We start from the raw sequence: 21,941 nt of genomic DNA on the forward strand, positions 1-21,941 counted from the left end.
GCCCGGAGGCAATACTAAACAGGCAGCTTTCTAACGGGCCGCCGCGCACTTAAGTTGCTCACTCACAACCCTTGCCGGGCTTTTGTTATTCATCGAGCCAACAACCTGACCCGCCCAAACCACAAGCGGGCCTCAATCAATTACTCAGCGGTGACCAGGCTCGGCGAACCGAGATTGGCCAGGCGCACGCTGTTCTGTACCTGCTGGACCTCACCCGGAGAACCGATCGGCCCCAGGCGCACCCGATGCAGTGTCTGCTGGTTGCGCACGATCGAGCTGATGAACACCGGCGCGCTGACCATCGAGCTCAGCTTCGATCTCAACAGTTCTGCAGCGTCCGGGTTGGCGAACGCGCCCACTTGAAGATACTGGCCAGACGCTGTTGCAGAAGCGTTTTTTTTTGCGTCGATCTGCACGGGCACCACGGCCGCCGCATGCTGCTGCGGCGGTGGGGTCCATTGCTCGACCGTGCCGGTGGAAGCCGTCACGGTTGGCGCGGCATTCTGCGCTACTTTTGGCTCGTTGAGCATCAAAGGCGCCGGACGGCCGCGCTGGGCCCACCATTCCTGCGGATCGATGCCCTCGACTTTTACCCGCGCGGTGCCAGTTTCAGCGTAACCGAGCTTTTTCGCCGCCGCATACGACAAGTCGATGATGCGATCGGAATAGAACGGCCCACGATCGTTGACACGCAGGATCACCGTCTTGTTGTTGTCCAGGTTGGTCACCCGCACATAACTGGGCAGTGGCAAGGTCTTGTGGGCCGCGCTCATGCCATAGAGATCGTAGACCTCGCCATTGGCGGTGTTCTGGCCGTGGAACTTGGTGCCGTACCAGGACGCCGTGCCCGAGGCGACGTAGCGCTTGGATTCAGCCATCGGGAAATAGGTCTTGCCCAGCACCGTATACGGGTTGGCCTTGTAGGGGCCGGTGTGCAGGGTCGGCGTCGCGTCGGGAATGCGCGAGACATCCACGTCCCACCACGGCGCGCCGTCCTTGTGGGCCCGGTTGATGTCCAGGCCTGGGGTGGCGCGCACGACGTTGGGGCTTTTCTGGGTGGGTGCGCGGCTGGTCGAACAACTGACAACCAGTAACGACAGCGCCGCCAATGCCACCAGCTTGAGGGGCCTGGCTTTCAGGGGTTGATAGGTAGGCAATGCCTGCATTATTTGACGCCCCGTGCTTTGACCAGCTCTTCAGACAGTTGATATACAGCCATGGCGTACATCACGCTGCGGTTATAACGCGTAATCGCGTAGAAATTCTTCAGGCCCATCCAATATTCAGGGCCCTGCTCGCCTTCCAGGCGCATCGCGGTGACCGACATATCGTCACGCAGCGCATCATGACTCGACCAGCCCAGCGCTCGCAACTCCCCGACGGTTTTCGTCGGCTCGATCCCTTCGGTCAAGCCCTCGTCAACCTGCTCGCCGCGCACGTCGGCACGGCTGACCACCGGCTCGCCGGCTTCCCAGCCGTGGCGCTTGAAATAACTGGCAACGCTACCGATCGCATCGGTCGGGTTGGTCCAGATATTGATGTGGCCATCACCGTCGAAATCCACCGCATAGGCGCGGAAACTGCTGGGCATGAATTGCGGCAGGCCCATGGCTCCGGCGTAGGAACCCTTGAGAGTCAGCGGATCGACCTGCTCTTCGCGGGCCAACAGCAGAAACTCGCGCAGCTCCTTGCGGAAGAACTCGGCGCGCGGCGGATAATCGAAGCCCAGGGTCGACAATGCGTCGATGACCCGGAAATTGCCGGTGTTGCGGCCAAAGAAAGTTTCAACGCCAATGATCGACACGATGACCTGGGCCGGCACGCCATATTCCTGCTCGGCGCGAGCCAGGGTCGCCTCGTGCTGACGCCAGAAGTCCACGCCCCGGGCGATACGCGCCTCCGTGATGAACATCGGCCGGTACTCGCTCCACTGCTTGACGCGCTCGGCGGGCCGGGAGATCGCATCGAGGATCGACTGCTTGCGCTCGGCCTCGCGGAACACCCCCATCAGCTGCTCGCCGGCAAACCCGTAGTCGCGGGTCATCTCACCGACGAATTCGGCCACTTGCGGCGAGCCTTCGTATTCGCCCGCCAAGGCATGCGGCGCACAGCCCAGTAAGCCGACCAGGCCGACCCACGGCGCATATCGCGTCGACCAGCCACGCATTGCTTGCATTGAACTCTTCACCTTATTCAAACCTGCGCGATCCATTTGCGATGCGTATGAATCGACATCAAAACCCCAAACGCTGACAGTAGCGTCACCAGCGAAGTTCCTCCGTAGCTAATGAATGGCAACGGCACCCCCACGACCGGCAACAGGCCACTGACCATACCGATGTTGACGAAAACATAAACAAAAAAAGTCATGGTCAGGCTGCCAGCAAGCAATTTGCCGAACAGGGTCTGGGCCTGGGCGGTGATCACCAGGCCTCGCCCGATCAGCAGCAGATAGATCAGCAGCAGCACGCAGATGCCTACCAGGCCGAACTCCTCGCCCATCACGGCAATGATGAAATCGGTGTGGCTTTCCGGCAAAAAGTCCAGGTGCGACTGGGTGCCCATCAGCCAACCCTTGCCGAACACCCCACCGGAACCGATGGCGGCCTTGGACTGGATGATGTTCCAGCCGGTGCCCAGCGGATCGCTTTCCGGGTCGAGGAATGTCAGAACGCGTTGCTTCTGGTAGTCGTGCATCACGAAATACCACATGGCCACCGACACCGGCACGGCGGCGGCGATCACGCTGAGGATCCAGCGCCAGCGCAACCCGCCCATGAACAGCACGAACGCGCCGCCGGCCAGGATCAGCAGCGAAGTGCCCAGGTCCGGCTGGCGCACGATCAGGATGAACGGGATACCGATCAGCAACAGGCTGATGCACACGTGCTTGAGCTGCGGCGGCAACGAGCGCTTGGCCAGGTACCAGGCAATGGTCGCCGGCATGATGATCTTGAGAAATTCCGAGGGCTGGAAACGGATCACCCCGGGGATGTTGATCCAGCGGGTGGCGCCCATGGCGTTATGACCCATGATGTCCACCACCACCAGCAACCCCACGCCGACCACATAGGCCAGTGGCACCCAGCGCGCCATGAAGCGTGGTTCGAGTTGGGCGATGACGATCATCGACACCAGGCCGATGCCGAACGAGGTGGCCTGCTTGGCCAGCAGGTCCCAATTCTTGCCGCTGGCTGAATAAAGTACGAACAGGCTGCCGGCCGCCAGTGTCAGCAGCAGGATCAGCAGCGGACCGTCGATGTGCATGCGCTGCAGCAACGTGGCGCGACGGCGCATCACATCTTCGCTGGAGAGGATGCGGTCGAAATTATTCTTCACGGGCCGTAGCCTCCGCGCTGATCGGGCTTGCGAATTCGGGCTTGAGCTGGCCGTGCTCATCCAGCAGCCAGGCGTCCATGACCTGGCGCACCACCGGCGCGGCGACACCAGAACCGGACTCACCGTTCTCGACCATTACCGAGACGACGATCTTCGGGTTATCGGCCGGCGCGAAACCGACGAACAAGGCGTGGTCGCGGTGGCGCTCCTGGACCTTGGAGCGGTCGTACTTCTCACCCTGCTTGATGGCCACGACCTGGGCGGTCCCGCTCTTGCCGGCGATCCGGTATTGCGCACCGATGGAAGCCTTGCGCGCCGTGCCCCGGGCACCGTGCATTACCTGTTGCATGCCGATGTTGACCTTCTGCCAGTCCGATGGATTGCGCAGGATGATGTCCGGCACCGGGTCCGGATCCACGGGCTTCTGGCCCTCGATGGTCTTGGCCAGGTGCGGGCGATACCACTTGCCCTTGCTCGCCACCAGAGCCGTGGCCTGGGCCAGTTGCAACGGCGTGGCCTGCATGTAGCCCTGGCCGATCCCCAGGATCAAGGTTTCGCCCGGGAACCAGGCCTGTCGGCGGGTCGCGCGCTTCCACTCCCGAGACGGCATCAGGCCCGGCGATTCTTCGAACATGTCCAGGGAGACTTTCTGGCCGAGACCGAACTTGTTCATGTAGGACGACAACCGATCGATCCCCAGCTTGTGGGCCAGGTCATAGAAGTAGGTATCGTTGGAGCGCATGATCGCCGTTTCCAGGTCCACGTAGCCGTCACCGGTGCGGTTCCAGTTGCGGTACTTGTGGTCGTAGTTCGGCAGTTGGTAATAACCGGGGTCATAGACCCGGCTCGATGCAGTGACCACGCCGGCATCCAGCCCGGCGATCGCCACGGCCGGCTTGATGGTCGACCCCGGCGGATACAGGCCGCGCAGCACGCGGTTGAACAGCGGCCGGTCGATGGAATCGCGCAGCTCGGCGTAGGCCTTGAAGCTGATGCCGGTGACGAACAGGTTCGGGTCGAAGCTTGGCTGGCTGACCATCGCCAGGACTTCGCCGGTGCTGGGGTCCAACGCGACCACGGCGCCACGCCGTCCGCCCAGCGCCGCTTCGGCGGCTTCCTGCAACTTGATGTCCAGGCTCAGGACGATGTCCTTGCCAGGAATCGGGTCGGTGCGCTTGAGCACCCGCAACACCCGGCCTCGGGCGTTGGTCTCGACTTCCTCGTATCCCACCTGGCCGTGCAGCTCGGCCTCGTAGAAACGCTCGATACCGGTCTTGCCGATATGGTGGGTGCCGCTGTAGTTGACCGGATCGAGGGTCTTGAGCTCTTTCTCGTTGATCCGTCCCATGTAGCCGACCGAGTGGGCAAAGTGCGGCCCTTGCGGATAATGCCGCACCAACTGCGCCACCACCTCGACGCCGGGCAGGCGGAACTGGTTCACCGCGATCAGCGCGATCTGCTCTTCGGTCAGCTCGAACATGATCGGCACCGGCTCGAAGGGGCGCCGGCCCTGGCGCATGCGCTTCTCGAAAATCGCCCGGTCCTCGGGTGTCAACTGCAGCACCTCGACGATCACGTCGAGGACTTTTTGCCAGTCGCCAGAGCGCTCGCGGGTCATGCTCAGGCTGAAGCTAGGCCGGTTATCGGCCACCACCACGCCATTGCGGTCGAAAATCAGCCCTCGGGTCGGCGGAATCGGCTGTACGTGGACGCGGTTGCTCTCCGAGAGGGTCGAGTGATACTCGTACTGGATGACCTGGAGGAAATACAGCCGCGCGATCAGCACGCCGATCAGCGTGACCACGGCGATAGCCCCGAACACGACGCGGCCCCGCACCAGACGGGCGTCTTTTTCGTGGTCCTTGATGCGGATCGGCTGAGGCATGAGGGCAGGATTACTTGTGATAAGGGTGCCCGGACAAGACTGTCCAGGCACGGTACAACTGTTCACCGATCAGGATCCGCACCAGTGGGTGCGGCAACGTCAGGGGCGACAACGACCAGCGCTGATCCGCCCGCGCACAGACTTCAGGCGCCAGCCCTTCCGGGCCACCGACCATGAAATTGACCGTGCGCGAATCCAATCGCCAGCGATCGAGCTCCACCGCCAGTTGCTCGGTGCTCCAGGGCTTGCCGTGGACTTCGAGCGTGACGATCCGCTCGTTCGGCCCGACCTTGGCCAGCATGGCTTCGCCTTCCTGGCGGATGAAACGCGCCACGTCAGCGTTCTTGCCACGGGTATTGAGCGGAATTTCCACCAGTTCCAGGGCCAGCTCGGACGGAAGACGCTTGGCATATTCATGCCAGCCTTCTTCCACCCACTTGGGCATGCGAGAACCGACGGCGATCAGGCGCAGTCGCACAGCGATCCCTTATTGCTGGTCTTTGTTGAGCTTGGTGAAGTGCTCATGGGAGTTTTCCGGGCTGTGGTGCGCGGCACTGGCCGAACGGCTCTGCTCGGCGCCTGCCCACAGGCGTTCCAGGTCGTAGAACTGGCGCGCCGACGCGGTCATCATGTGAACGATGACATCGTCCATGTCCAGCAGCACCCAGTCGCTTTCGCCCTTGCCTTCTTCGCCCAACGGCTTGGCGCCTTGCTTTTTGACTTCTTCGCGAACTTTTTCCAGCATCGCATTGATCTGGCGATTGGAGGTACCGGTGGCGATGATCATGTAGTCGGTGATGCTCTGCTTCTCGCGAACGTCGATCACCTGGATGTCCTGGGCCTTGACGTCTTCCAGGGCCGCCACGGCCACCTTGACCAGCTCTTCGCCGGTCAGCGCCACGCCGGCGTGTGCTTCTACCGGCAGCGGGGCGCTCTTGAAGGTGCCCTTGCGCTTAACTTTGTTCAGGTCTTTGTCAGTCATAGAAAACTCGTTTTGCTCATGTGTTCGGGTGCTCGGTACACGTGGATTCGTGTCGGCGGAGCACGCCTTGTTCAGTTCGACGCACGGTACAGCCCGTGCGCATCGATGTAGGCCAGGACCGCGTCGGGCACCAGGAAACGTACCGACTTACCGCTGGCCAGCAGTTGACGGATCTGGGTGGCGGATACCGCGAGCGGCGTCTGCCAGACGAATGCAATCTGTCCGCTCGGCCCCTTGAGGGCCAGCGGGTCGCTCACCGAGCGCGCCGCCAGCAGGTTGCGCAAGGCATCCGGCGGTTCGCTGTCGGCATCCGGGCGTTGCAGCACCAGGATGTGGCAATGCTGGAGCAACTCTTCCCAGCGATGCCAAGTGGGCAGGCCGCAAAAAGCGTCCCAGCCCAGAAGCAGAAAAACCTGGGCATCGGTGGCCAGTTCGGCACGCATCAGCTCCAGGGTATCAATGGTGTAGGACGGTTTGTCCCGCTGCAATTCGCGGGCATCCACCACCAACGGCGCCACGCCGGCCACCGCGCACTCGACCATCGCCAGGCGATCCCGGGCCGACACCTGCGGCGTGTCCCGATGAGGCGGCCGGGCGCTGGGCGTCAGGCGCAACTCATCGAGGGCCAGCGCGTCGGCGACTTCCAGCGCACCGCGCAGATGGCCGATGTGCACCGGGTCGAATGTGCCACCCAGGATACCAATGCGCTTTGGCGCGATCGCCGTCACAACGGGCATCGTCATAGAGGCCAGTGGGTCGAGGTCGCCCAAGTCAGGCCGGCTCCTGTCCGCGCAACTGGCCGTCACCGACCACGATGTACTTCTCGCAGGTCAGGCCTTCGAGGCCCACCGGACCGCGGGCGTGCAGCTTATCAGTAGAAATGCCGATCTCGGCACCCAATCCGTATTCAAAGCCATCGGCGAAGCAGGTCGGGGTATTGATCATCACCGAAGCAGAGTCCACTTGCGCCACGAAACTCCGGGTTTCGCCCTGGTGTTCGGTGACGATGGCGTCGGTGTGATGGGAGCCATGACGGTTGATATGCTCGATCGCCTGGTCGAGCCCATCGACCACGCGGATCGACAGGATCGGCGCCAGGTATTCGGTATCCCAGTCTTCTTCCGTGGCCGCAACGGCCTCGATAATTGCCCGCGTGCGCTCGCAACCACGCAGCTCGACGCCTTTTTCGCGGAACTGGGCAGCCATCGACGGCAGGAAATCCTTGGCTACGGCCTGGTCCACCAGCAGGGTTTCCATCGCACCGCAGATGCCATAACGATAAGTCTTGGCGTTGAAGGCAATGCGCTGGGCCTTCGGCAATTCGGCGTGGGCGCTGACGTAGATATGGCAGATGCCGTCCAGGTGCTTGATCACCGGCACGCGGGCGTCGCGACTGACGCGCTCGATCAGGCCCTTGCCGCCGCGGGGCACGATGACGTCCACAAACTCGGGCATGGTGATCAGCGCCCCAACCGCGGCGCGATCGGTGGTTTCCACCACTTGCACGACGGCGGCCGGCAGGTTGGCTTCGGCCAGGCCACGCTGGATGCAGGCGGCAATGGCGCGGTTGGAATGGATCGCCTCGGAACCGCCACGCAGGATGGTCGCGTTACCGGACTTCAGGCACAGGCTCGCGGCGTCGATGGTCACGTTCGGCCGCGACTCGTAGATGATCCCGACCACGCCCAGGGGCACGCGCATCTTGCCGACCTGGATACCCGATGGCCGATAGCTCATGTCGCGGATCGCCCCGACCGGGTCCGGCAGTGCCGCGACCTGGCGCAGACCGACGATCATGCCGTCGATGCGCGCCGGTGTCAGCGCCAGGCGTTCGAGCATGGCCGGCTCCAGACCATTGGCCCGGCCAGCGGCCAGGTCCAGCTCATTGGCGGCGGACAACTCGGCGCGAGACGCGTCCAGCGCGTTGGCGGCGGCCTGCAAGGCGCGGTTTTTCTGCGCGGTGCTGGCACGGCCGATGACGCGCGACGCTTCGCGGGCGGCGCGACCCAGGCGGGTCATGTAGTCAAGAACGGACTCAGTCATGGTCTGTGTGGTCTTGGCAAAGAGGAAAGCGGCAGATTATAGCTGTCGTAACCCTCGACTAACAGCATGGACTCACAGCGGTGACCGGCGGAGGCGCAAAACAGCCATCGAACGCGAATGTTTCCGTGAATGTTCAGCGGTAATTAAGCTTTCCATTGTTATCATCGCGCTACTTTTGGCCTTACTTCGTCCATCGACATGACCGATTCGCCTTCCGTACCCATCGCTTTGCCAAACGCTTTTTTTGATCGCGACGCCCAGGTGCTCGCCCGGGACCTGCTGGGCAAGGTCATTCGGCACAAGGTCGGCAGCCTGTGGCTCAGTGCGCGGATCATCGAGACCGAAGCCTATTACTTCGCCGAGAAAGGCAGCCACGCCTCCCTGGGCTATACGGAAAAGCGCAGGGCGTTGTTTCTCGATGGCGGCCACATCTATATGTATTACGCCCGGGGCGGCGATTCACTGAATTTCAGTGCGCAAGGCCCGGGTAATGCGGTGTTGATCAAGTCTGCGTATCCCTGGGTGGATGCCATCAGCGGCCCGGACAGCCTGGCGCAGATGCTCCTCAACAATCCCGACGCCCAAGGCCGACCACGCGCGCCACAAAAGCTGTGTGCCGGCCAGACCTTGCTGTGCAAGGCCCTGGGCCTGAAAGTGCCGGACTGGGACGCCAAACGCTTCGACCCTGAACGGCTGCTGGTGGAAGATGTGGGCGTGCCGACGGTGAATGTGATCCAGACCACTCGCCTGGGCATTCCACTGGGACGAGACGAACACCTGCCCTACCGCTTCGTCGATGCCGCCTACGCGCAATGGTGTACCCGCAACCCGCTGCGGCGCGGACAGGTCGAGGGCCGGGATTATGTTTTGCTGTCCTGAACACAACGCCGTGCATGCCCATCAATATTAAATGGAGTTGTCTTTATGGGCCAATGGCTCGATAGCATTACCGGCTGGCTGACCGTCAACCCACAATGGCTGGCGGTGGCGGTGTTTGTCGTCGCTTGCGTTGAATGCCTGGCCATTGCCGGGTTGATTGTGCCGGGCACGGTGTTGTTGTTCGCCATCGCGGTGCTGGCCGGCAGTGGGGCGTTGTCCCTGGGCGAAACCTTGCTGCTGGGCCTTCTCGGCGGATTGCTGGGGGATCTGGTTTCGTACTTTCTCGGACGGCATTTCCACCAGAACATCCGGCGCCTGCCGGGGCTGCGACAACATCCGGAATGGATGAGCGCAGCGGAAAGCTATTTCCAGCGCTACGGTATCGCCAGCCTGCTGGTGGGGCGTTTCATCGGCCCGCTGAGGCCGATGCTGCCGATGGTGGCCGGGATGTGCGACATGCCGTTCCCACGCTTCGCGGTCGTCAGCGTGGTGGCGGCGGCAGGCTGGACCGTTGCCTACCTGCTTCCCGGCTGGGCCACCGGAGCGGCGTTCCGCCTGCCACTGCCCGAAGGCTTCTGGCCACAAGCCGGCGTCGTCATCGGCAGCATCGCGGTGATGCTCGGCCTGAGCGTCAACAGCAGCCTGCGTCGTCACCGTCATGCCTCGGCAATCATCGCGGGTGTTGGCCTGGCCATCCTGATCGGCCTGTTCACTGGTTTTCGCTACCTGACGGCTTTCGACCAGGGCCTGATTGCCCTGGTCCAGGAACATCGCAGCGCAACGCTGGATGAAATCGCCGTGACCTTCACGCTGATCGGCGAATTCCGCTACATGCTGATCTTCAGCGCCCTGGTTACCGGACTGTTGTTATTGGGACGCCAATGGCGCCAGGCAATCTTTGCCGGGGGCACGATGCTGCTCACGGCCCTGGCCAACACCGGCTCCAAACTGTTTTTCGCCCGCGTGCGCCCTGAGATCCTGAGCGAACCGTTGACCAGCTACAGCATGCCCAGCGGCCATGCTTCTGGCGCATTCGCGCTGTTCCTGACCCTCGCCGTGCTGGCCGGCCGGGGACAGCCGCCGCGCCTGCGCTTGACCTGGCTGCTGCTAGGCGCATTGCCGGCCCTGGCCATCGCCCTGTCGCGGGTGTACCTCGGGGCGCATTGGCCGAGCGACATCGTTGCCGGCGCCATGCTCGCCGCCACCGTCTGCGCCGCCGTCCTGTGGCTGACCCAGCGCCAGGAACCGCTGCGCGCCATGTCGCCAAGAGTCTGGTGGCTGGTCCTGCCGGCGCTGTTGGCGGCCTTCAGCTTCTTCGCCCTGCGGCACCTGCCGCATGCGATGTTGCGGTATGCCTATTGATGTCAGGCAAACAGTTCGCCCTGTAATTCATCCAACAGCGCTTGGATCGCATCCAGCCGCTGTTGCGGGTCGTCCAGTTGCAGCAGGTCGATCTTGTCCAGCTCATTGAACGGCAGCAGATAGGCCAACTGATTGGCGAGGGACTGTTGGCCCTTGGCTTCGGTGCCCATGTTCAGCGCCTCGACCATCGGGTGTTCGGCGAGGGCCTTGAGCAGCGCCACCAGGTCGGCATCTTCATCTTGCAACGGTTGTTCCGGCTCGTCCTCCAGCCACTCGACCTGCGCCACGGTGAGCTGATCCGCCTGGACGCTGGTGCTGTGCACCAGGAAACGCCGTGCGCCTTGCACGCGGATCCCCAGCAAACCGTTTTCCTGCTGGGAAAAATCGGTGATCAGCGCTTCACACCCGACCCGCGCGTAGCCATCGGGCGCAATGCCGACTTCCTCGCCATCGAGGATGCACACCACGCCAAAACCTTCGCCTTTTTTCATGCAGCGCCCGATCATGTCGAGGTAACGCGCCTCGAAGATTTGCAGATCAAGAGTGCAACCGGGGAACAACACAGTGTTCAACGGGAACAGCGGCAAGCTCATAACCCATTCCTTAAACAGTCATCGACACCACCAGCGGCAGCAGCACCGCCGTGGCCACGCCCATCAAACTCATCGCCAGGGCCGCGAAGGCGCCGGTCTCTTCGCTTTCCTGCAACGCCACCGAGGTGCCCACCGCGTGGGCGGTCAGGCCCAGGGCCATGCCCCGCGCTTCAGGGCTGTGGACACCCAATCGGGTCAAAATACTCGGCCCCAGGATCGCCCCCAGCACACCGGTGATCAGCACGAACACCGCCGCCATGGCCGCCACGCCGCCAATCTGCTCGGCCACCAGCATGGCGATCGGCGACGTCACCGACTTGGGTGCCATCGTCATGAGGATCATGTGCTCGGCGCCAAACGCCCAGCCCAGCACCACCGCGGAACCGGTGGCGAACACCCCGCCTACCACCAGCGTAGTAAAAATCGGCCAGAACAATTGGCGGATTCGCCGCAGGTTCAAGTACAACGGCACCGCCAAGGCCACGGTTGCCGGCCCCAGCAGAATGCTCAGGATCTCGGTGCTCTTGCGGTACTCGGCGTAACTGATGCCGCAGCCCACCAGCACGGCGATCAACACCAGCATCGACATCAATACCGGCTGAAGAAACACCCAGCGAGTCTGCTCGGACGCCGCCAGCACCAATTGATAGGCGCCCAGGGTAATGCCAATGCCGAACAGCGGGTGATGGATGACCGAGGTCCAGGCGCCTTGCCAATCGAACATCATGGTGCGTCCTCCGGCTCGACACTGTGGCGCCGGGCCAGGCGCTGCATCATCACGCCCGTCAACGCCACCGAAAGGACCAACGACAACACCAGCGCACCGACAATCGCCCAGAAATCGGCGGCGATCGCCCGGGCATAGACCATCACCCCAACCGCCGGCGGCACCAGCAGCAACGGCAGGTAGCGCAACAGGCTGCTGGCGGCCAGGTTCAACGGCTCGCTGACTTCGCCGCGAGTGATCAGGTAGCCCAGCATCAGCAGCAGGCCAACGATCGGCCCCGGCAGGATCGGCAGGAACAAATGGTTGATGGCAGTGCCCAGCAATTGGAACAGCACCAGCCAGGTCAGGCCCCGTAGCAACATCCGCTCTTTCCCCCGCAACACGTGTTCAAAGAATGCGCCGGCATTATAAGCACGCCCACGCTATGGTTCGGCATTCGTAAAAAGCATGGTCGATGACCTTCCCGGTCGGCCATGTTGATCTACAGTGGTTCTCGGGGGCGCAGACCCCCGTTCCATAAAAGCAGGACAGATGAACCAAGGAGAGTCTCAATGCCCTACGTTCCCGTTACAGCGCTCAAGGATTATGTCGGCAAGGAACTGGGATGTTCCGACTGGCTGACCATCGACCAGGACCGCATCAACCTGTTCGCCGAAGCCACCGGCGACTTCCAGTTCATCCATGTCGACCCGGTCAAGGCCGCGCAGACCCCGTTCGGCAGCACCATCGCCCACGGTTTCCTGTCGCTGTCGCTGATGCCCAAATTGATGGAAGACATCCTGATCCTGCCCGAGGGTGTGAAGATGGTCGTCAACTACGGGCTCGACAGCGTGCGCTTCATCCAGCCGGTGAAGGTCGACTCCAAGGTCCGGCTCAAGGTCGATCTGGTGGACGTGACCGAGAAAAAACCTGGCCAATGGCTGCTCAAGGCCACCGCCACGCTGGAAATCGAAGGTTCGGAAAAACCGGCCTACATTGCCGAGCCACTGTCGCTCTGCTTCGTGTAGACCCTCGCGGTCGCGAAACCGCTCATGCAGTTTCGCATCGCGTCAACGCGCATAGCTGCGGCATACTCGTCGCCTGATTACCTGGATCCCGTTATGCGCGCACTTGTACCCCTGACCCTGGCCCTCCTGCTCACAGCCTGCGGCGATGGCGAATCGCTGCTGCCTCCCGATGCACGCCTGCCCGATGGCGGGCGTTATCGCGGCGACCTGGTGGACGGCCTGTTGCAAGGCCAGGGACGCATCGATTACCCCAACGGCAGCTGGTACGCCGGCCAGTTCGACAAGGGCCAGTGGCACGGCACCGGGGAGTGGCACGGCAGCAATGGCGAAGTCTATCGCGGCCAATTCGAGCAAGGCCTGTTCCATGGCCAGGGCAGCCTGACCACACCGACCAGCAGCTACACCGGCGGCTTCAAGCAAGGCCGGCGGGACGGCGAAGGGACGCTCAAGGAAAACGGCATGACCTACCGGGGCGAATTCAAGGCCGACCGTTACTCCGGCCTCGGGCGTCTCGAACTCGACGATGGCAGCCAGTATCAAGGCCCGTTCGCCAACGGCAAGCCCAACGGCGAAGGCCAGCGCTTCGATGCCAGCGGCAACCAGTTCACCGGGCATTTCGTCGACGGCCAGCTCCAGGGCAAGGGCACGTTCAACAGTGCCGAAGGCGACGTCTACATCGGCGGTTTCCGCAACAACCAACTCAACGGTCGAGGGCGTTATGAAAATGCCGACGGCGATGTCTGGATCGGCCAGTTCAAGGACGGCGCGCTGACCGGCAAAGGCGAACTGATTGGCGCGGACGGCAGTCATTATCTCGGCCAGTTCAACGAATGGCGCTTCACCGGCGAGGGCCGCCTCAACCTGCCCGATGGCAGCTTCTACGTGGGCCAGTTCGAAAGCGACAGCTACCACGGGCGCGGCACCTTGGTACTGACCGACGGCACGGTGCAAAGCGGCACCTGGGCCAACGGCCTGCGGATACGCGACGCCGACGGCAAGCTGCTGCCGGACCTGCTCGAACGCGGCATCCTGGCCCAAGGCCGCCTGCTCGACGAAGCGCTGGCCGATATCCCCGCGTCGACGCCTGAGGTGGAACTGTACAGCCTGACCCTGGGCGGCGACGGCAAGCAGAGCGTGTTCCTGCGTGAATCCGACTACGTTGCCAATATGCTTGCCAGCCGTTTCGGCGCGACCGGCCAGATCCGCCTGGTGAACCACCGCGATCACCTCAGCGACCGGCCCATGGCCAGCCGCGAAAGCCTGCGCCGCGCCGCCGTCACTTTGGCCGAGCGCAGCGGCCCGGAAGACCTGATATTCATCTACCTGACCAGCCACGGCACCAGCGAGCACGAACTGGTGCTCGACCAACCTCGCATGGAACTGGCCGACCTGCCCGCCGACGAATTGGCCGTTGTCCTGGCGCCGCTCAAGCATCGCGACAAGATCGTGGTGATCTCGGCCTGTTATTCCGGTGGGTTCATTCCGGCGCTCAAGGATGAACGCACGTTGATCATGACCGCGTCCCGGGCCGACCGGGTGTCATTCGGCTGCTCCGAGGAGGCCAACTTCACTTATTTCGGCGACGCCCTGTTCGCCCAGGCGCTGAACCAGACCGACGACCTGGAGCAAGCGTTCAAGCGCGCCAAGGGCATCGTTGCCGAACGCGAGCAGGCGGACAATTTCGAAGCCTCGGAACCGCAGATCTGGGCGCCGAGAACGGTGCTGTCCCACTGGCAATTGCTGCGCAAGCAACAAGCGCGAAAAGCATTGCGAAGTGCTGCATTGAACGACGAGGGCAAAAAGAGCAACTAAGCTGAACCGTATCAAGGGGGAGACACTATGTACTTGACGCCTCAGCATGTTTTGCTCGCCGGCGCGACCGGATTGACCGGGGAACATCTGTTGGATCGGCTGCTCAATGAGCCGACCATCACCCGGGTACTGGCGCCTTCCCGCCGGCCACTGGCCGAGCATCCGCACTTGGAAAATCCGGTTGGGGAACCGGCCGAGTTGCTGCAACGGCTCGAAGGCCCGGTCGACATCGCCTTCTGCTGCCTCGGCACCACCATCAAGAAAGCCGGCTCCGAACAGGCGTTTCGCGCCGTGGACCTGGACCTGGCGGTGGCCTTCGCCAAACGCGCCCGGGAGCTGGGCGCGCGGCATCTCATCGTGATCAGTGCGTTGAATGCCGACGCGAAGTCGTCGATCTTCTACAACCGGGTCAAAGGCGAAATGGAGGCGGCCCTCAAGGCCCAGGATTGGCCGCAACTGACCATCTGCCGCCCTTCCCTGCTGCTCGGCGAGCGGGTTGAACCGCGCCTGGCCGAGCAACTGGCCGGGCCGTTGTCCAAGCTGATTCCTGGCAAGTACCACGGTATCGAAGCCTGCCAACTGGCCCGGGCCATGTGGCGTCTGGCGCTGGAAGAGCAGGATGGGGTGCGGGTGGTGGAGTCGGATGAGTTGCGCAGGCTTGGGAAATGATTCTGTAGCGCCTGCGTGGATGCATAGTGGCGAGGGAGCTTGCTCCCGCTCGACTGCGCAGCAGTCGCCTTGGATCTCAGGGGGAAAAGCTGGGGGCTTCTCCGCAGCCCAGCGGGAGCAAGCGCCCTCGCCACAGGTTGTGAGGCAATTGCTTGCTACAACCCCCCAGTCGCCTGGAACCCCACACCCAACGCCGTAAACAACGACAACGGCAACAACAAAGTATCGAGCAACGCGCTCCCAGGCAGGTCGAGGCCCGGATAGCTCGGCGCCTCAGCGCCAAAGCGGTCCTTGGCGCAGCAACCGCCGTTCAGCGCATAAAGATCCAGGCGCGTCCCGGCGTACACCACCGGAGCACCCGGCTTGGCGGCGTCGAGGGTGCGGGCGGTGGCGCAACCGGTCAGTTGCAACGCCAGCAACACCGCCAGCAGCTTATTCATCGCTGCTCAAATGATGCTCGCCCCAACGTGGCAGCATGTCTTGGGGAATGTTCATCAGGTTGAGGATCCGGGCGACCACGAAATCGATCAGGTCATCGATGGTCTGTGGCTGATGATAGAAACCCGGCGAGGCCGGCAAAATGGTCACGCCCATGTTCGACAGCTTGAGCATGTGCTCCAGGTGAATGCTCGAATACGGCGCTTCCCGGGGCACCAGGATCAACTGGCGACGCTCCTTGAGCGTGACGTCCGCCGCCCGTTCGATCAGGTTGTTGCAGGCACCGGTGGCAATCGCCGACAGCGTCCCGGTGGAACACGGCACCACCACCATCGCCGCTGGCGCGCCGGAGCCGGAGGCCACCGGCGACATCCAGTCTTCCTTGCCATACACACGAATCTGCCCCGCCGCCGCACCGGTGTACTCGGTGAGGAAGGCCTGCATCATCTGGGTCTTGGGTGGCAGGGTCACGTCGGTCTCGGTGGCCATCACCAGTTGCGCGGCCTTGGAGATGAGGAAATGCACTTCGCGGTCTTCGCGCACCAGGCAATCGAGCAAGCGCAAGCCGTACTGGGCGCCGGACGCACCAGTCATCGCCAGCGTGATGCGTTCCGGGCCATTGCCCTGCAAGCGAGTGTTCATTTCAGCGCCTCGGCCAGTTTGCCGTGCAGGCCGCCGAAGCCGCCATTGCTCATGATCACCACGTGGGTACCGGGCTGGGCCTGGCTTTTGACGCGTTCGATGATGCCCTCCAAGGAATCGCTGACAATCGACGGCACCGTACACAGCGCGGCGGTGGCGGCCAGATCCCAACCCAGGTTGGCCGGCGCATACCAGATCACCTGGTCGGCATCGACCACGCTTTCCGGCAAGCCGTCGCGGTGGGCACCGAGCTTCATGGAATTGGAGCGCGGCTCGATGATAGCGATCAACGGCGCATCACCGATGCGCTTGCGCAAGCCGTCGAGGGTGGTGGCAATAGCCGTCGGGTGGTGGGCGAAGTCGTCGTAAATGGTGATGCCGCGGACCTCGGCAACCTTTTCCATCCGCCGTTTCACGCTTTTGAACGCGCTCAACGCGGCGATGCCCATGGACGGCACCACGCCGACATGCCGGGCCGCCGCCAGGGTCGCCAGGGCATTGGCGACGTTGTGCTGGCCGGTCATGTCCCACTCGACCACGCCTTGGGGCTGGCCTTCGAACATCACTTCAAACTCAGAGCCGTCATCCTTGAGCAGCTTGACCTGCCACTGACCGCCCGCACCGGTGGTTTGCACCGGCGTCCAGCAGCCCATTTCAATGACGCGCTGCAACGCCGGCTCGGTAGTCGGGTGGATCACCAGGCCTTCGCTGGGGATGGTGCGCACTAAATGGTGGAATTGCCGCTCAATGGCCGGCAAATCGGGGAAGATGTCCGCATGATCGAACTCGAGGTTATTAAGGATCGCCGTGCGTGGACGGTAGTGGACGAACTTCGAGCGCTTGTCGAAAAATGCGCTGTCGTACTCATCGGCCTCGATCACGAAGAACGGCGTGCCACCCAGGCGCGCCGACACCGAGAAATTCTGCGGCACGCCACCTATCAAGAACCCCGGGCTCATGCCCGCGTGCTCCAGCACCCAGGCGAGCATGCTGCTGGTGGTGGTCTTGCCGTGGGTGCCGGCCACGGCCAGGACCCAACGGCCCTGCAGCACATGGTCGGCCAGCCATTGCGGCCCGGACACGTACGGCAGGCCTTTGTTGAGCACGTACTCCACCGCCGGGTTGCCACGGGACATGGCATTGCCGATGACCACCAGGTCCGGCGCCGGGTCCAGCTGTGCCGGGTCATAGCCCTGGGTCAACTCGATGCCCTGGGCTTCCAGCTGAGTGCTCATGGGCGGATAGACGTTGGCGTCGGAACCCGTCACGTGATGGCCTAATTCCTTCGCCAAAACCGCCATCGAACCCATGAAAGTGCCGCAAATACCGAGAATATGGATGTGCATAGTCGACCTCGTAAACATGGCCGCAGGTTAGCGTAGGGAGGGGAAAATCGCACCTTGTGTTTAGCCTTCACCGAGATCCACCGTGGGAGCGAGCCTGCTCGCGAAGGGCCGCGACGCGGTTATCGGGCAATCGCGTGCTTGCGCAGTTTGCGGTAGAGGGTATTGCGGCTGATCCCCAGCTGTTCAGCTGTGTGGGTCATATGCCAGCGCTGGCGCTCTAGCGCATCGAGCAACGCCAGCCGCTCGGCATCTTCCAGCGGGTGTTCTGTCGGGGCTTCTACCTGCTCCACCGGGCATTGGCGGATCATCGCCGGCAAGTCTTCCAAACCAATCCGCCCGCCGTCGCATAACGCAGCGAGGGTACGCAGCACATTGCGCAGCTGCCGGACGTTGCCCGGCCAATCGAAGCCCAGCAACGCCTGGCGCGCCGGCTCGTCGATAAACACCGTCTCGGCGCCGCTCTCTTCAGCCAACAGGAAATCCAGCAGCTGAGATTTGTCACTGCGCTCACGCAACGCCGGCAACGGGATTTCCAAGCCATTGAGGCGGTAATACAGATCCTCGCGAAAACTGCCATCGCGCACCCGGTCGAGCAATTGCCGGTGAGTGGCGCTGATGATGCGTACATTCACCGCCTCGGGTTCGCCGCCGATGGGCACCACGAGGCGATCTTCCAGCACCCGCAGCAAGCGAGTCTGCAAGGCCAGCGGCATGTCGCCGATTTCATCGAGAAACAGCGTGCCGCCGTCGGCCTGTTGCAACTTGCCGCGCATGCCCTCTTTTCTCGCGCCGGTGAAGCTGCCGCCGCGATAACCGAACAGCTCGCTTTCGATCAGGCTTTCTGGAATCGCGGCGCAGTTGAGGGCGACGAAGTTTTTCTCGGCGCGCTGGCTGGCATGGTGCACAGCCTTGGCAAACGCCTCCTTGCCGGAGCCGGTCTCGCCGTGGATCAGCAGCGGCACATCGCGTTCGTAGACCCGCAGTGCCTTGCGAAAATGTTCCTGCAACGCCGCATCCCCCAGGCAGATCCCCGGCAGACGTGCCGACTCGATGACTTTGAGGGCCGGCGCGACCGGGGCCGGGACGCTACGCGGCTGGCCGCGCAACACGGCAAACAGATGCCGGCCGTCACGGGTGCGCAACGGCCAACTGGCGCTGGCCTGGGCACTGGCCCGGCCCATCAGCTCATCCAGGGAACAATCAAAAAAGTCTTCGACCCGCTGACCAAGCAAGCCGCCACGAATGTGCCCGAGCAAGTTCAGCGCGCTCTGGTTCACCGCGCAGATCCGCCCTTCGCCGTCGAACGCCATCAGCCCTTCGCTGAACAGCCCCACGGACTCGGCCTGCAAGTGGAAGCGCAGCAACCATTGATTGTCGAAGCAACGCAGGAAATAACAGCTCTCGATCATCTTCGCCGAGAGATTGACCAGGGCCATGGTGTGAAACTGGCTCTGGCGCGACACGTCTGGCCGGGCCGAGGACACGTCAAGCACCGCCAGCAGTTCGCCATGAGGGTCGAACACCGGGCTCGCCGAGCAGGTCAGGCCGGTGTGACGGCCGCGAAAATGTTCTTCCTGGTGGATGGTCAGGGCTTGGCGTTCCACCAGGCAGGTGCCGATGCCGTTGGTGCCTTCGCAGGCTTCGCTCCAGTCGGCGCCCAGCCAAAGGCCGGCCCGCTCGAAAATCTTCCGCTCGCTGGGGGCAGTGACGCAGTTGAGGATCACGCCCCGAGCGTCGGTGAGCAGCACAGCGTGGCCGGCGCCGGAGAGTTGCTGATGCAGGCTGGTCATTTCCGTGCCGGCGATATGCAGCACTTGCTGCAAACGCTCGCGGCTTTCCAGCACTCGGCCATGTTCAAGCACCGTCGGCGCCAGGTTCTGCGCCGGGTCGAGGTGATAGTCCTCAAGGCAGCGCAGCCAGGAACGGGCAATCGACGGATCGCTGCCAGGCCCCTGCAAATGGGCCTTGCCCTGGGTGACCGTCAAGACTTGCTGGGCATGGCGACTCAAATGGTTGCTGTGCATTTCTTATTGTTCTCCCCGAAGGACCTTTTTGGACCTGCAGACACATTGCCCCGTGGCGAGGGAGCTTGCTCCCGCTGGGCTGCGCAGCGGCCCCAAAACCTGAGTTTGCGGCGCATCAGGCAGACCGAGTTGGCTGCCTTGGGACCGCTTCGCGGTCCAGCGGGAGCAAGCTCCCTCGCCACAAAAGCGGCTTGTCACCCAAACAGTCCTGCAAGAGAAGCAGTCTTGCCAAAAAAGCGGTCCGCCCATGGCCTCGCCGTCGAAGCCAGCATCCTCCAGCCCACCGACCTTTGCAATGCTGGCGCGACCTGCCGGTCACAGACTGTCTCAGCCATGGCACAAACTGTCACACCCTGCGTATCGCAACCGTGACACAGCCCCTCCGTTTGTCTGACGAATTCCTCCCAAAGTCTTGATTTCTGGGCCCTGCAAGGCAATGGCCCAACCTTTGCTCTAGGCTTAAGTACCAGCGCGAATTTGCGCGGCTCCCTAATAAGCACAAAAGCCAAGGAGAACTCATCATGCGTTACGCTCACCCCGGTACTGAAGGCGCTATCGTTTCGTTCAAGGCCAAATACGGTAACTACATCGGCGGCGAGTTCGTCGCGCCTGTCAAAGGTCAGTACTTCACCAACACTTCGCCGGTCAATGGCCAGCCCATTGCCGAATTCCCGCGCTCCACGGCCGAAGACATCGACAAAGCCCTGGATGCCGCTCACGCCGCCGCTGATGCCTGGGGCGCTACGTCGGTCCAGGCCCGTTCGCTGATCCTGCTGAAAATCGCCGACCGCATCGAAGCGAACCTCGAAACCCTGGCGATCACCGAATCCTGGGACAACGGCAAGGCCGTGCGTGAAACACTCAACGCCGACATCCCATTGGCAGCCGACCACTTCCGCTACTTCGCCGGTTGCCTGCGAGCCCAGGAAGGCAGTGCCGCCGAGATCGACGGCAACACCGTGGCCTATCACATCCATGAACCATTGGGCGTGGTCGGGCAGATCATCCCGTGGAACTTCCCGCTGCTGATGGCCGCCTGGAAACTCGCCCCGGCTCTGGCCGCCGGCAACTGTGTGGTACTCAAGCCGGCCGAGCAAACCCCGCTGGGCATCTGCGTGCTGATGGAACTGATCGGCGACCTGCTGCCACCGGGCGTGCTGAACGTGGTGCAAGGTTTCGGCAAGGAAGCCGGTGAAGCCCTCGCCACCAGCAAGCGCATCGCCAAAATTGCCTTCACCGGTTCCACCCCGGTGGGCTCGCACATCATGAAATGCGCCGCCGAGAACATCATCCCGTCCACCGTGGAACTGGGCGGCAAGTCGCCGAATATCTTCTTCGAAGACATCATGCAGGCCGAGCCAAGCTTCATCGAAAAAGCCGCCGAAGGCCTGGTGCTGGCGTTCTTCAACCAGGGCGAAGTCTGCACCTGCCCATCCCGCGCCTTGGTGCAGGAGTCGATCTACGACGAATTCATGCAAGTGGTGATGAAGAAAATCGAGCAGATTAAGCGCGGCGACCCGCTGGACACCGACACCATGGTCGGCGCCCAGGCATCCGAGCAGCAATTCGACAAGATTCTTTCGTACTTGGAAATCGCCAAGGGCGAAGGCGCGCAACTGTTGACCGGCGGCCAGGTGGAGAAACTCGAAGGCAACCTTTCCAGCGGTTATTACATCCAGCCGACCCTGCTCAAGGGCACCAACAAGATGCGCGTCTTCCAGGAAGAAATCTTCGGCCCGGTGGTGAGCATCACCACCTTCAAGGACGAAGCCGAAGCCCTGGCCATCGCCAACGACACCGAGTTCGGCCTCGGCGCGGGCCTCTGGACCCGCGACATCAACCGCGCCTACCGCATGGGCCGGGCGATCAAGGCCGGTCGCGTCTGGACCAACTGCTACCACCTGTACCCGGCCCACGCCGCGTTCGGTGGCTACAAGAAGTCCGGCGTCGGGCGCGAGACGCACAAGATGATGCTCGACCACTACCAGCAGACCAAGAATCTGCTGGTGAGCTACGACATCAATCCGCTGGGGTTCTTCTAAGTAAAAAAGGGCGAGGCAGGCAACCCTGCTTCGCCCTTTAGATTGCCTTCGCGAGCAGGCTCGCTCCCACAGGGATTTGTGGATAACTCTTCTTCAGGGTTGGAACCGATCCACTGTGGGAGCGAGCTTGCTCGCGATGGCGGCGGCACAT

General features: G+C 62.7%; 21 protein-coding genes. 6 read left to right on the plus strand and 15 right to left on the minus strand.

All coding sequences use genetic code 11. The features are described 5' to 3' along the window. Positions 1-140: 140 nt before the first annotated feature. The 8 genes from J3P90_RS22605 to J3P90_RS22640 all read right to left on the minus strand — a co-directional run bounded on the left by J3P90_RS22605 (position 141) and on the right by J3P90_RS22640 (position 8,249). Entirely contained in the window at positions 141-1,166 is a 1,026-nt protein-coding gene (locus J3P90_RS22605) for a septal ring lytic transglycosylase RlpA family protein (protein ID WP_434562130.1), read from the minus strand. Further along, positions 1,166-2,176 (minus strand): lytic murein transglycosylase B, encoded by a 1,011-nt coding sequence (gene mltB / locus J3P90_RS22610; RefSeq protein WP_434675422.1) that lies wholly within the window; start codon positions 2,174-2,176, stop codon positions 1,166-1,168. Before mltB ends, J3P90_RS22605 begins: the two co-directional genes overlap by 1 nt. A gap of 17 nt (positions 2,177-2,193) precedes the next feature. After that, complete coding sequence (rodA, locus tag J3P90_RS22615) at positions 2,194-3,297, minus strand: rod shape-determining protein RodA (RefSeq protein WP_045157031.1); 1,104 nt, start codon at positions 3,295-3,297, stop codon at positions 2,194-2,196. 31 nt (positions 3,298-3,328) lie between these two features. Further along, positions 3,329-5,224: a penicillin-binding protein 2 gene (gene mrdA, locus J3P90_RS22620; RefSeq protein WP_420767335.1), complete on the minus strand. Its 1,896-nt coding sequence runs from the start codon at positions 5,222-5,224 to the stop codon at positions 3,329-3,331. A gap of 10 nt (positions 5,225-5,234) precedes the next feature. Beyond that, a complete protein-coding gene (gene rlmH, locus J3P90_RS22625; protein ID WP_003185785.1) occupies positions 5,235-5,702 on the minus strand; it encodes a 23S rRNA (pseudouridine(1915)-N(3))-methyltransferase RlmH in 468 nt (155 codons plus the stop codon). Between the two features lie 9 nt (positions 5,703-5,711). Beyond that, positions 5,712-6,206: a ribosome silencing factor gene (rsfS, locus tag J3P90_RS22630; protein WP_420767336.1), complete on the minus strand. Its 495-nt coding sequence runs from the start codon at positions 6,204-6,206 to the stop codon at positions 5,712-5,714. 71 nt (positions 6,207-6,277) lie between these two features. Then, positions 6,278-6,949 (minus strand): nicotinate-nucleotide adenylyltransferase, encoded by a 672-nt coding sequence (gene nadD / locus J3P90_RS22635; protein WP_434676598.1) that lies wholly within the window; start codon positions 6,947-6,949, stop codon positions 6,278-6,280. A 28-nt stretch (positions 6,950-6,977) separates the two neighbouring features. Next, a complete protein-coding gene (locus J3P90_RS22640; protein WP_434609384.1) occupies positions 6,978-8,249 on the minus strand; it encodes a glutamate-5-semialdehyde dehydrogenase in 1,272 nt (423 codons plus the stop codon). Positions 8,250-8,447: 198 nt separating this feature from the next. Here J3P90_RS22640 and J3P90_RS22645 point away from each other — a divergent pair, with 198 nt between their 5' ends. Both J3P90_RS22645 and J3P90_RS22650 read left to right on the plus strand, forming a co-directional pair. Next, the gene (locus J3P90_RS22645) at positions 8,448-9,128 is read left to right on the plus strand and encodes a DNA-3-methyladenine glycosylase (protein ID WP_434675423.1); all 681 of its coding nucleotides are present in this window, start codon (positions 8,448-8,450) and stop codon (positions 9,126-9,128) included. A 45-nt stretch (positions 9,129-9,173) separates the two neighbouring features. Then, on the plus strand, positions 9,174-10,490 hold the full coding sequence (locus tag J3P90_RS22650; RefSeq protein ID WP_434609381.1) for a bifunctional DedA family/phosphatase PAP2 family protein: 1,317 nt from the start codon (positions 9,174-9,176) through the stop codon (positions 10,488-10,490). A gap of 2 nt (positions 10,491-10,492) precedes the next feature. On the opposite strand, the gene J3P90_RS22655 is transcribed toward J3P90_RS22650, so the two are convergent. From J3P90_RS22655 to J3P90_RS22665, 3 genes are read right to left on the minus strand one after another with little or no spacing between them, the layout of a single operon-like run. Continuing rightward, on the minus strand, positions 10,493-11,083 hold the full coding sequence (locus J3P90_RS22655) for an LON peptidase substrate-binding domain-containing protein (RefSeq protein WP_420767340.1): 591 nt from the start codon (positions 11,081-11,083) through the stop codon (positions 10,493-10,495). A gap of 10 nt (positions 11,084-11,093) precedes the next feature. Continuing rightward, positions 11,094-11,810: an LrgB family protein gene (locus J3P90_RS22660; RefSeq protein WP_434675424.1), complete on the minus strand. Its 717-nt coding sequence runs from the start codon at positions 11,808-11,810 to the stop codon at positions 11,094-11,096. Beyond that, positions 11,807-12,172: a CidA/LrgA family protein gene (locus J3P90_RS22665; protein WP_420767342.1), complete on the minus strand. Its 366-nt coding sequence runs from the start codon at positions 12,170-12,172 to the stop codon at positions 11,807-11,809. Before J3P90_RS22665 ends, J3P90_RS22660 begins: the two co-directional genes overlap by 4 nt. A 189-nt stretch (positions 12,173-12,361) precedes the next feature. Between J3P90_RS22665 and J3P90_RS22670 the strand changes: the two genes are divergently transcribed. The 3 genes from J3P90_RS22670 (at position 12,362) to J3P90_RS22680 (ending at position 15,298) form a co-directional block, all read left to right on the plus strand. Next, positions 12,362-12,817, plus strand: a complete 456-nt coding sequence (locus J3P90_RS22670) for a MaoC family dehydratase (protein ID WP_039594307.1) — start codon at positions 12,362-12,364, stop codon at positions 12,815-12,817. A 93-nt stretch (positions 12,818-12,910) separates the two neighbouring features. Next, complete coding sequence (locus tag J3P90_RS22675) at positions 12,911-14,629, plus strand: C13 family peptidase (protein ID WP_434675425.1); 1,719 nt, start codon at positions 12,911-12,913, stop codon at positions 14,627-14,629. Between the two features lie 27 nt (positions 14,630-14,656). Further along, a complete protein-coding gene (locus J3P90_RS22680) occupies positions 14,657-15,298 on the plus strand; it encodes an oxidoreductase (RefSeq protein ID WP_434675426.1) in 642 nt (213 codons plus the stop codon). 155 nt (positions 15,299-15,453) lie between these two features. Here J3P90_RS22680 and J3P90_RS22685 read toward each other — a convergent pair whose 3' ends face one another. From J3P90_RS22685 to J3P90_RS22700, 4 genes are all read right to left on the minus strand, one after another. After that, positions 15,454-15,738 (minus strand): YceK/YidQ family lipoprotein, encoded by a 285-nt coding sequence (locus tag J3P90_RS22685; protein ID WP_045157038.1) that lies wholly within the window; start codon positions 15,736-15,738, stop codon positions 15,454-15,456. Further along, the gene (ubiX, locus tag J3P90_RS22690; protein ID WP_420767346.1) at positions 15,731-16,378 is read right to left on the minus strand and encodes a flavin prenyltransferase UbiX; all 648 of its coding nucleotides are present in this window, start codon (positions 16,376-16,378) and stop codon (positions 15,731-15,733) included. Before ubiX ends, J3P90_RS22685 begins: the two co-directional genes overlap by 8 nt. Continuing rightward, complete coding sequence (gene mpl / locus J3P90_RS22695; RefSeq protein WP_434562118.1) at positions 16,375-17,724, minus strand: UDP-N-acetylmuramate:L-alanyl-gamma-D-glutamyl-meso-diaminopimelate ligase; 1,350 nt, start codon at positions 17,722-17,724, stop codon at positions 16,375-16,377. The genes ubiX and mpl overlap by 4 nt, the downstream gene beginning before the upstream one ends. A 119-nt stretch (positions 17,725-17,843) precedes the next feature. Continuing rightward, positions 17,844-19,748 (minus strand): sigma-54-dependent Fis family transcriptional regulator, encoded by a 1,905-nt coding sequence (locus J3P90_RS22700; RefSeq protein ID WP_434675427.1) that lies wholly within the window; start codon positions 19,746-19,748, stop codon positions 17,844-17,846. Positions 19,749-20,269: 521 nt separating this feature from the next. Here J3P90_RS22700 and exaC point away from each other — a divergent pair. After that, on the plus strand, positions 20,270-21,790 hold the full coding sequence (exaC, locus tag J3P90_RS22705) for an acetaldehyde dehydrogenase ExaC (protein WP_434562114.1): 1,521 nt from the start codon (positions 20,270-20,272) through the stop codon (positions 21,788-21,790). Positions 21,791-21,941: the final 151 nt, after the last annotated feature.

Origin of the sequence: Pseudomonas sp. D3-10 (assembly GCF_051132175.1) — a bacterium.
Taxonomy (GTDB): domain Bacteria; phylum Pseudomonadota; class Gammaproteobacteria; order Pseudomonadales; family Pseudomonadaceae; genus Aquipseudomonas.

What these genes read in the sequence shown, in the direction of transcription:
- mrdA (WP_420767335.1), bottom strand. Translation starts at nt 5,224, where the DNA reads ATGCCTCAGCCGATCCGCATCAAGGACCACGAAAAAGACGCCCGTCTG.
- J3P90_RS22685 (WP_045157038.1), bottom strand. Translation starts at nt 15,738, where the DNA reads ATGAATAAGCTGCTGGCGGTGTTGCTGGCGTTGCAACTGACCGGTTGC.
- J3P90_RS22670 (WP_039594307.1), top strand. Translation starts at nt 12,362, where the DNA reads ATGCCCTACGTTCCCGTTACAGCGCTCAAGGATTATGTCGGCAAGGAA.
- ubiX (WP_420767346.1), bottom strand. Translation starts at nt 16,378, where the DNA reads ATGAACACTCGCTTGCAGGGCAATGGCCCGGAACGCATCACGCTGGCG.
- mltB (WP_434675422.1), bottom strand. Translation starts at nt 2,176, where the DNA reads ATGCAAGCAATGCGTGGCTGGTCGACGCGATATGCGCCGTGGGTCGGC.
- J3P90_RS22700 (WP_434675427.1), bottom strand. Translation starts at nt 19,748, where the DNA reads ATGCACAGCAACCATTTGAGTCGCCATGCCCAGCAAGTCTTGACGGTC.
- J3P90_RS22605 (WP_434562130.1), bottom strand. Translation starts at nt 1,166, where the DNA reads ATGCAGGCATTGCCTACCTATCAACCCCTGAAAGCCAGGCCCCTCAAG.
- rodA (WP_045157031.1), bottom strand. Translation starts at nt 3,297, where the DNA reads ATGCGCCGTCGCGCCACGTTGCTGCAGCGCATGCACATCGACGGTCCG.
- J3P90_RS22655 (WP_420767340.1), bottom strand. Translation starts at nt 11,083, where the DNA reads ATGAGCTTGCCGCTGTTCCCGTTGAACACTGTGTTGTTCCCCGGTTGC.
- J3P90_RS22660 (WP_434675424.1), bottom strand. Translation starts at nt 11,810, where the DNA reads ATGATGTTCGATTGGCAAGGCGCCTGGACCTCGGTCATCCATCACCCG.
- nadD (WP_434676598.1), bottom strand. Translation starts at nt 6,949, where the DNA reads ATGACGATGCCCGTTGTGACGGCGATCGCGCCAAAGCGCATTGGTATC.
- exaC (WP_434562114.1), top strand. Translation starts at nt 20,270, where the DNA reads ATGCGTTACGCTCACCCCGGTACTGAAGGCGCTATCGTTTCGTTCAAG.
- J3P90_RS22665 (WP_420767342.1), bottom strand. Translation starts at nt 12,172, where the DNA reads ATGTTGCTACGGGGCCTGACCTGGCTGGTGCTGTTCCAATTGCTGGGC.
- mpl (WP_434562118.1), bottom strand. Translation starts at nt 17,724, where the DNA reads ATGCACATCCATATTCTCGGTATTTGCGGCACTTTCATGGGTTCGATG.
- J3P90_RS22680 (WP_434675426.1), top strand. Translation starts at nt 14,657, where the DNA reads ATGTACTTGACGCCTCAGCATGTTTTGCTCGCCGGCGCGACCGGATTG.
- rsfS (WP_420767336.1), bottom strand. Translation starts at nt 6,206, where the DNA reads ATGACTGACAAAGACCTGAACAAAGTTAAGCGCAAGGGCACCTTCAAG.
- J3P90_RS22650 (WP_434609381.1), top strand. Translation starts at nt 9,174, where the DNA reads ATGGGCCAATGGCTCGATAGCATTACCGGCTGGCTGACCGTCAACCCA.
- J3P90_RS22640 (WP_434609384.1), bottom strand. Translation starts at nt 8,249, where the DNA reads ATGACTGAGTCCGTTCTTGACTACATGACCCGCCTGGGTCGCGCCGCC.
- J3P90_RS22645 (WP_434675423.1), top strand. Translation starts at nt 8,448, where the DNA reads ATGACCGATTCGCCTTCCGTACCCATCGCTTTGCCAAACGCTTTTTTT.
- J3P90_RS22675 (WP_434675425.1), top strand. Translation starts at nt 12,911, where the DNA reads ATGCGCGCACTTGTACCCCTGACCCTGGCCCTCCTGCTCACAGCCTGC.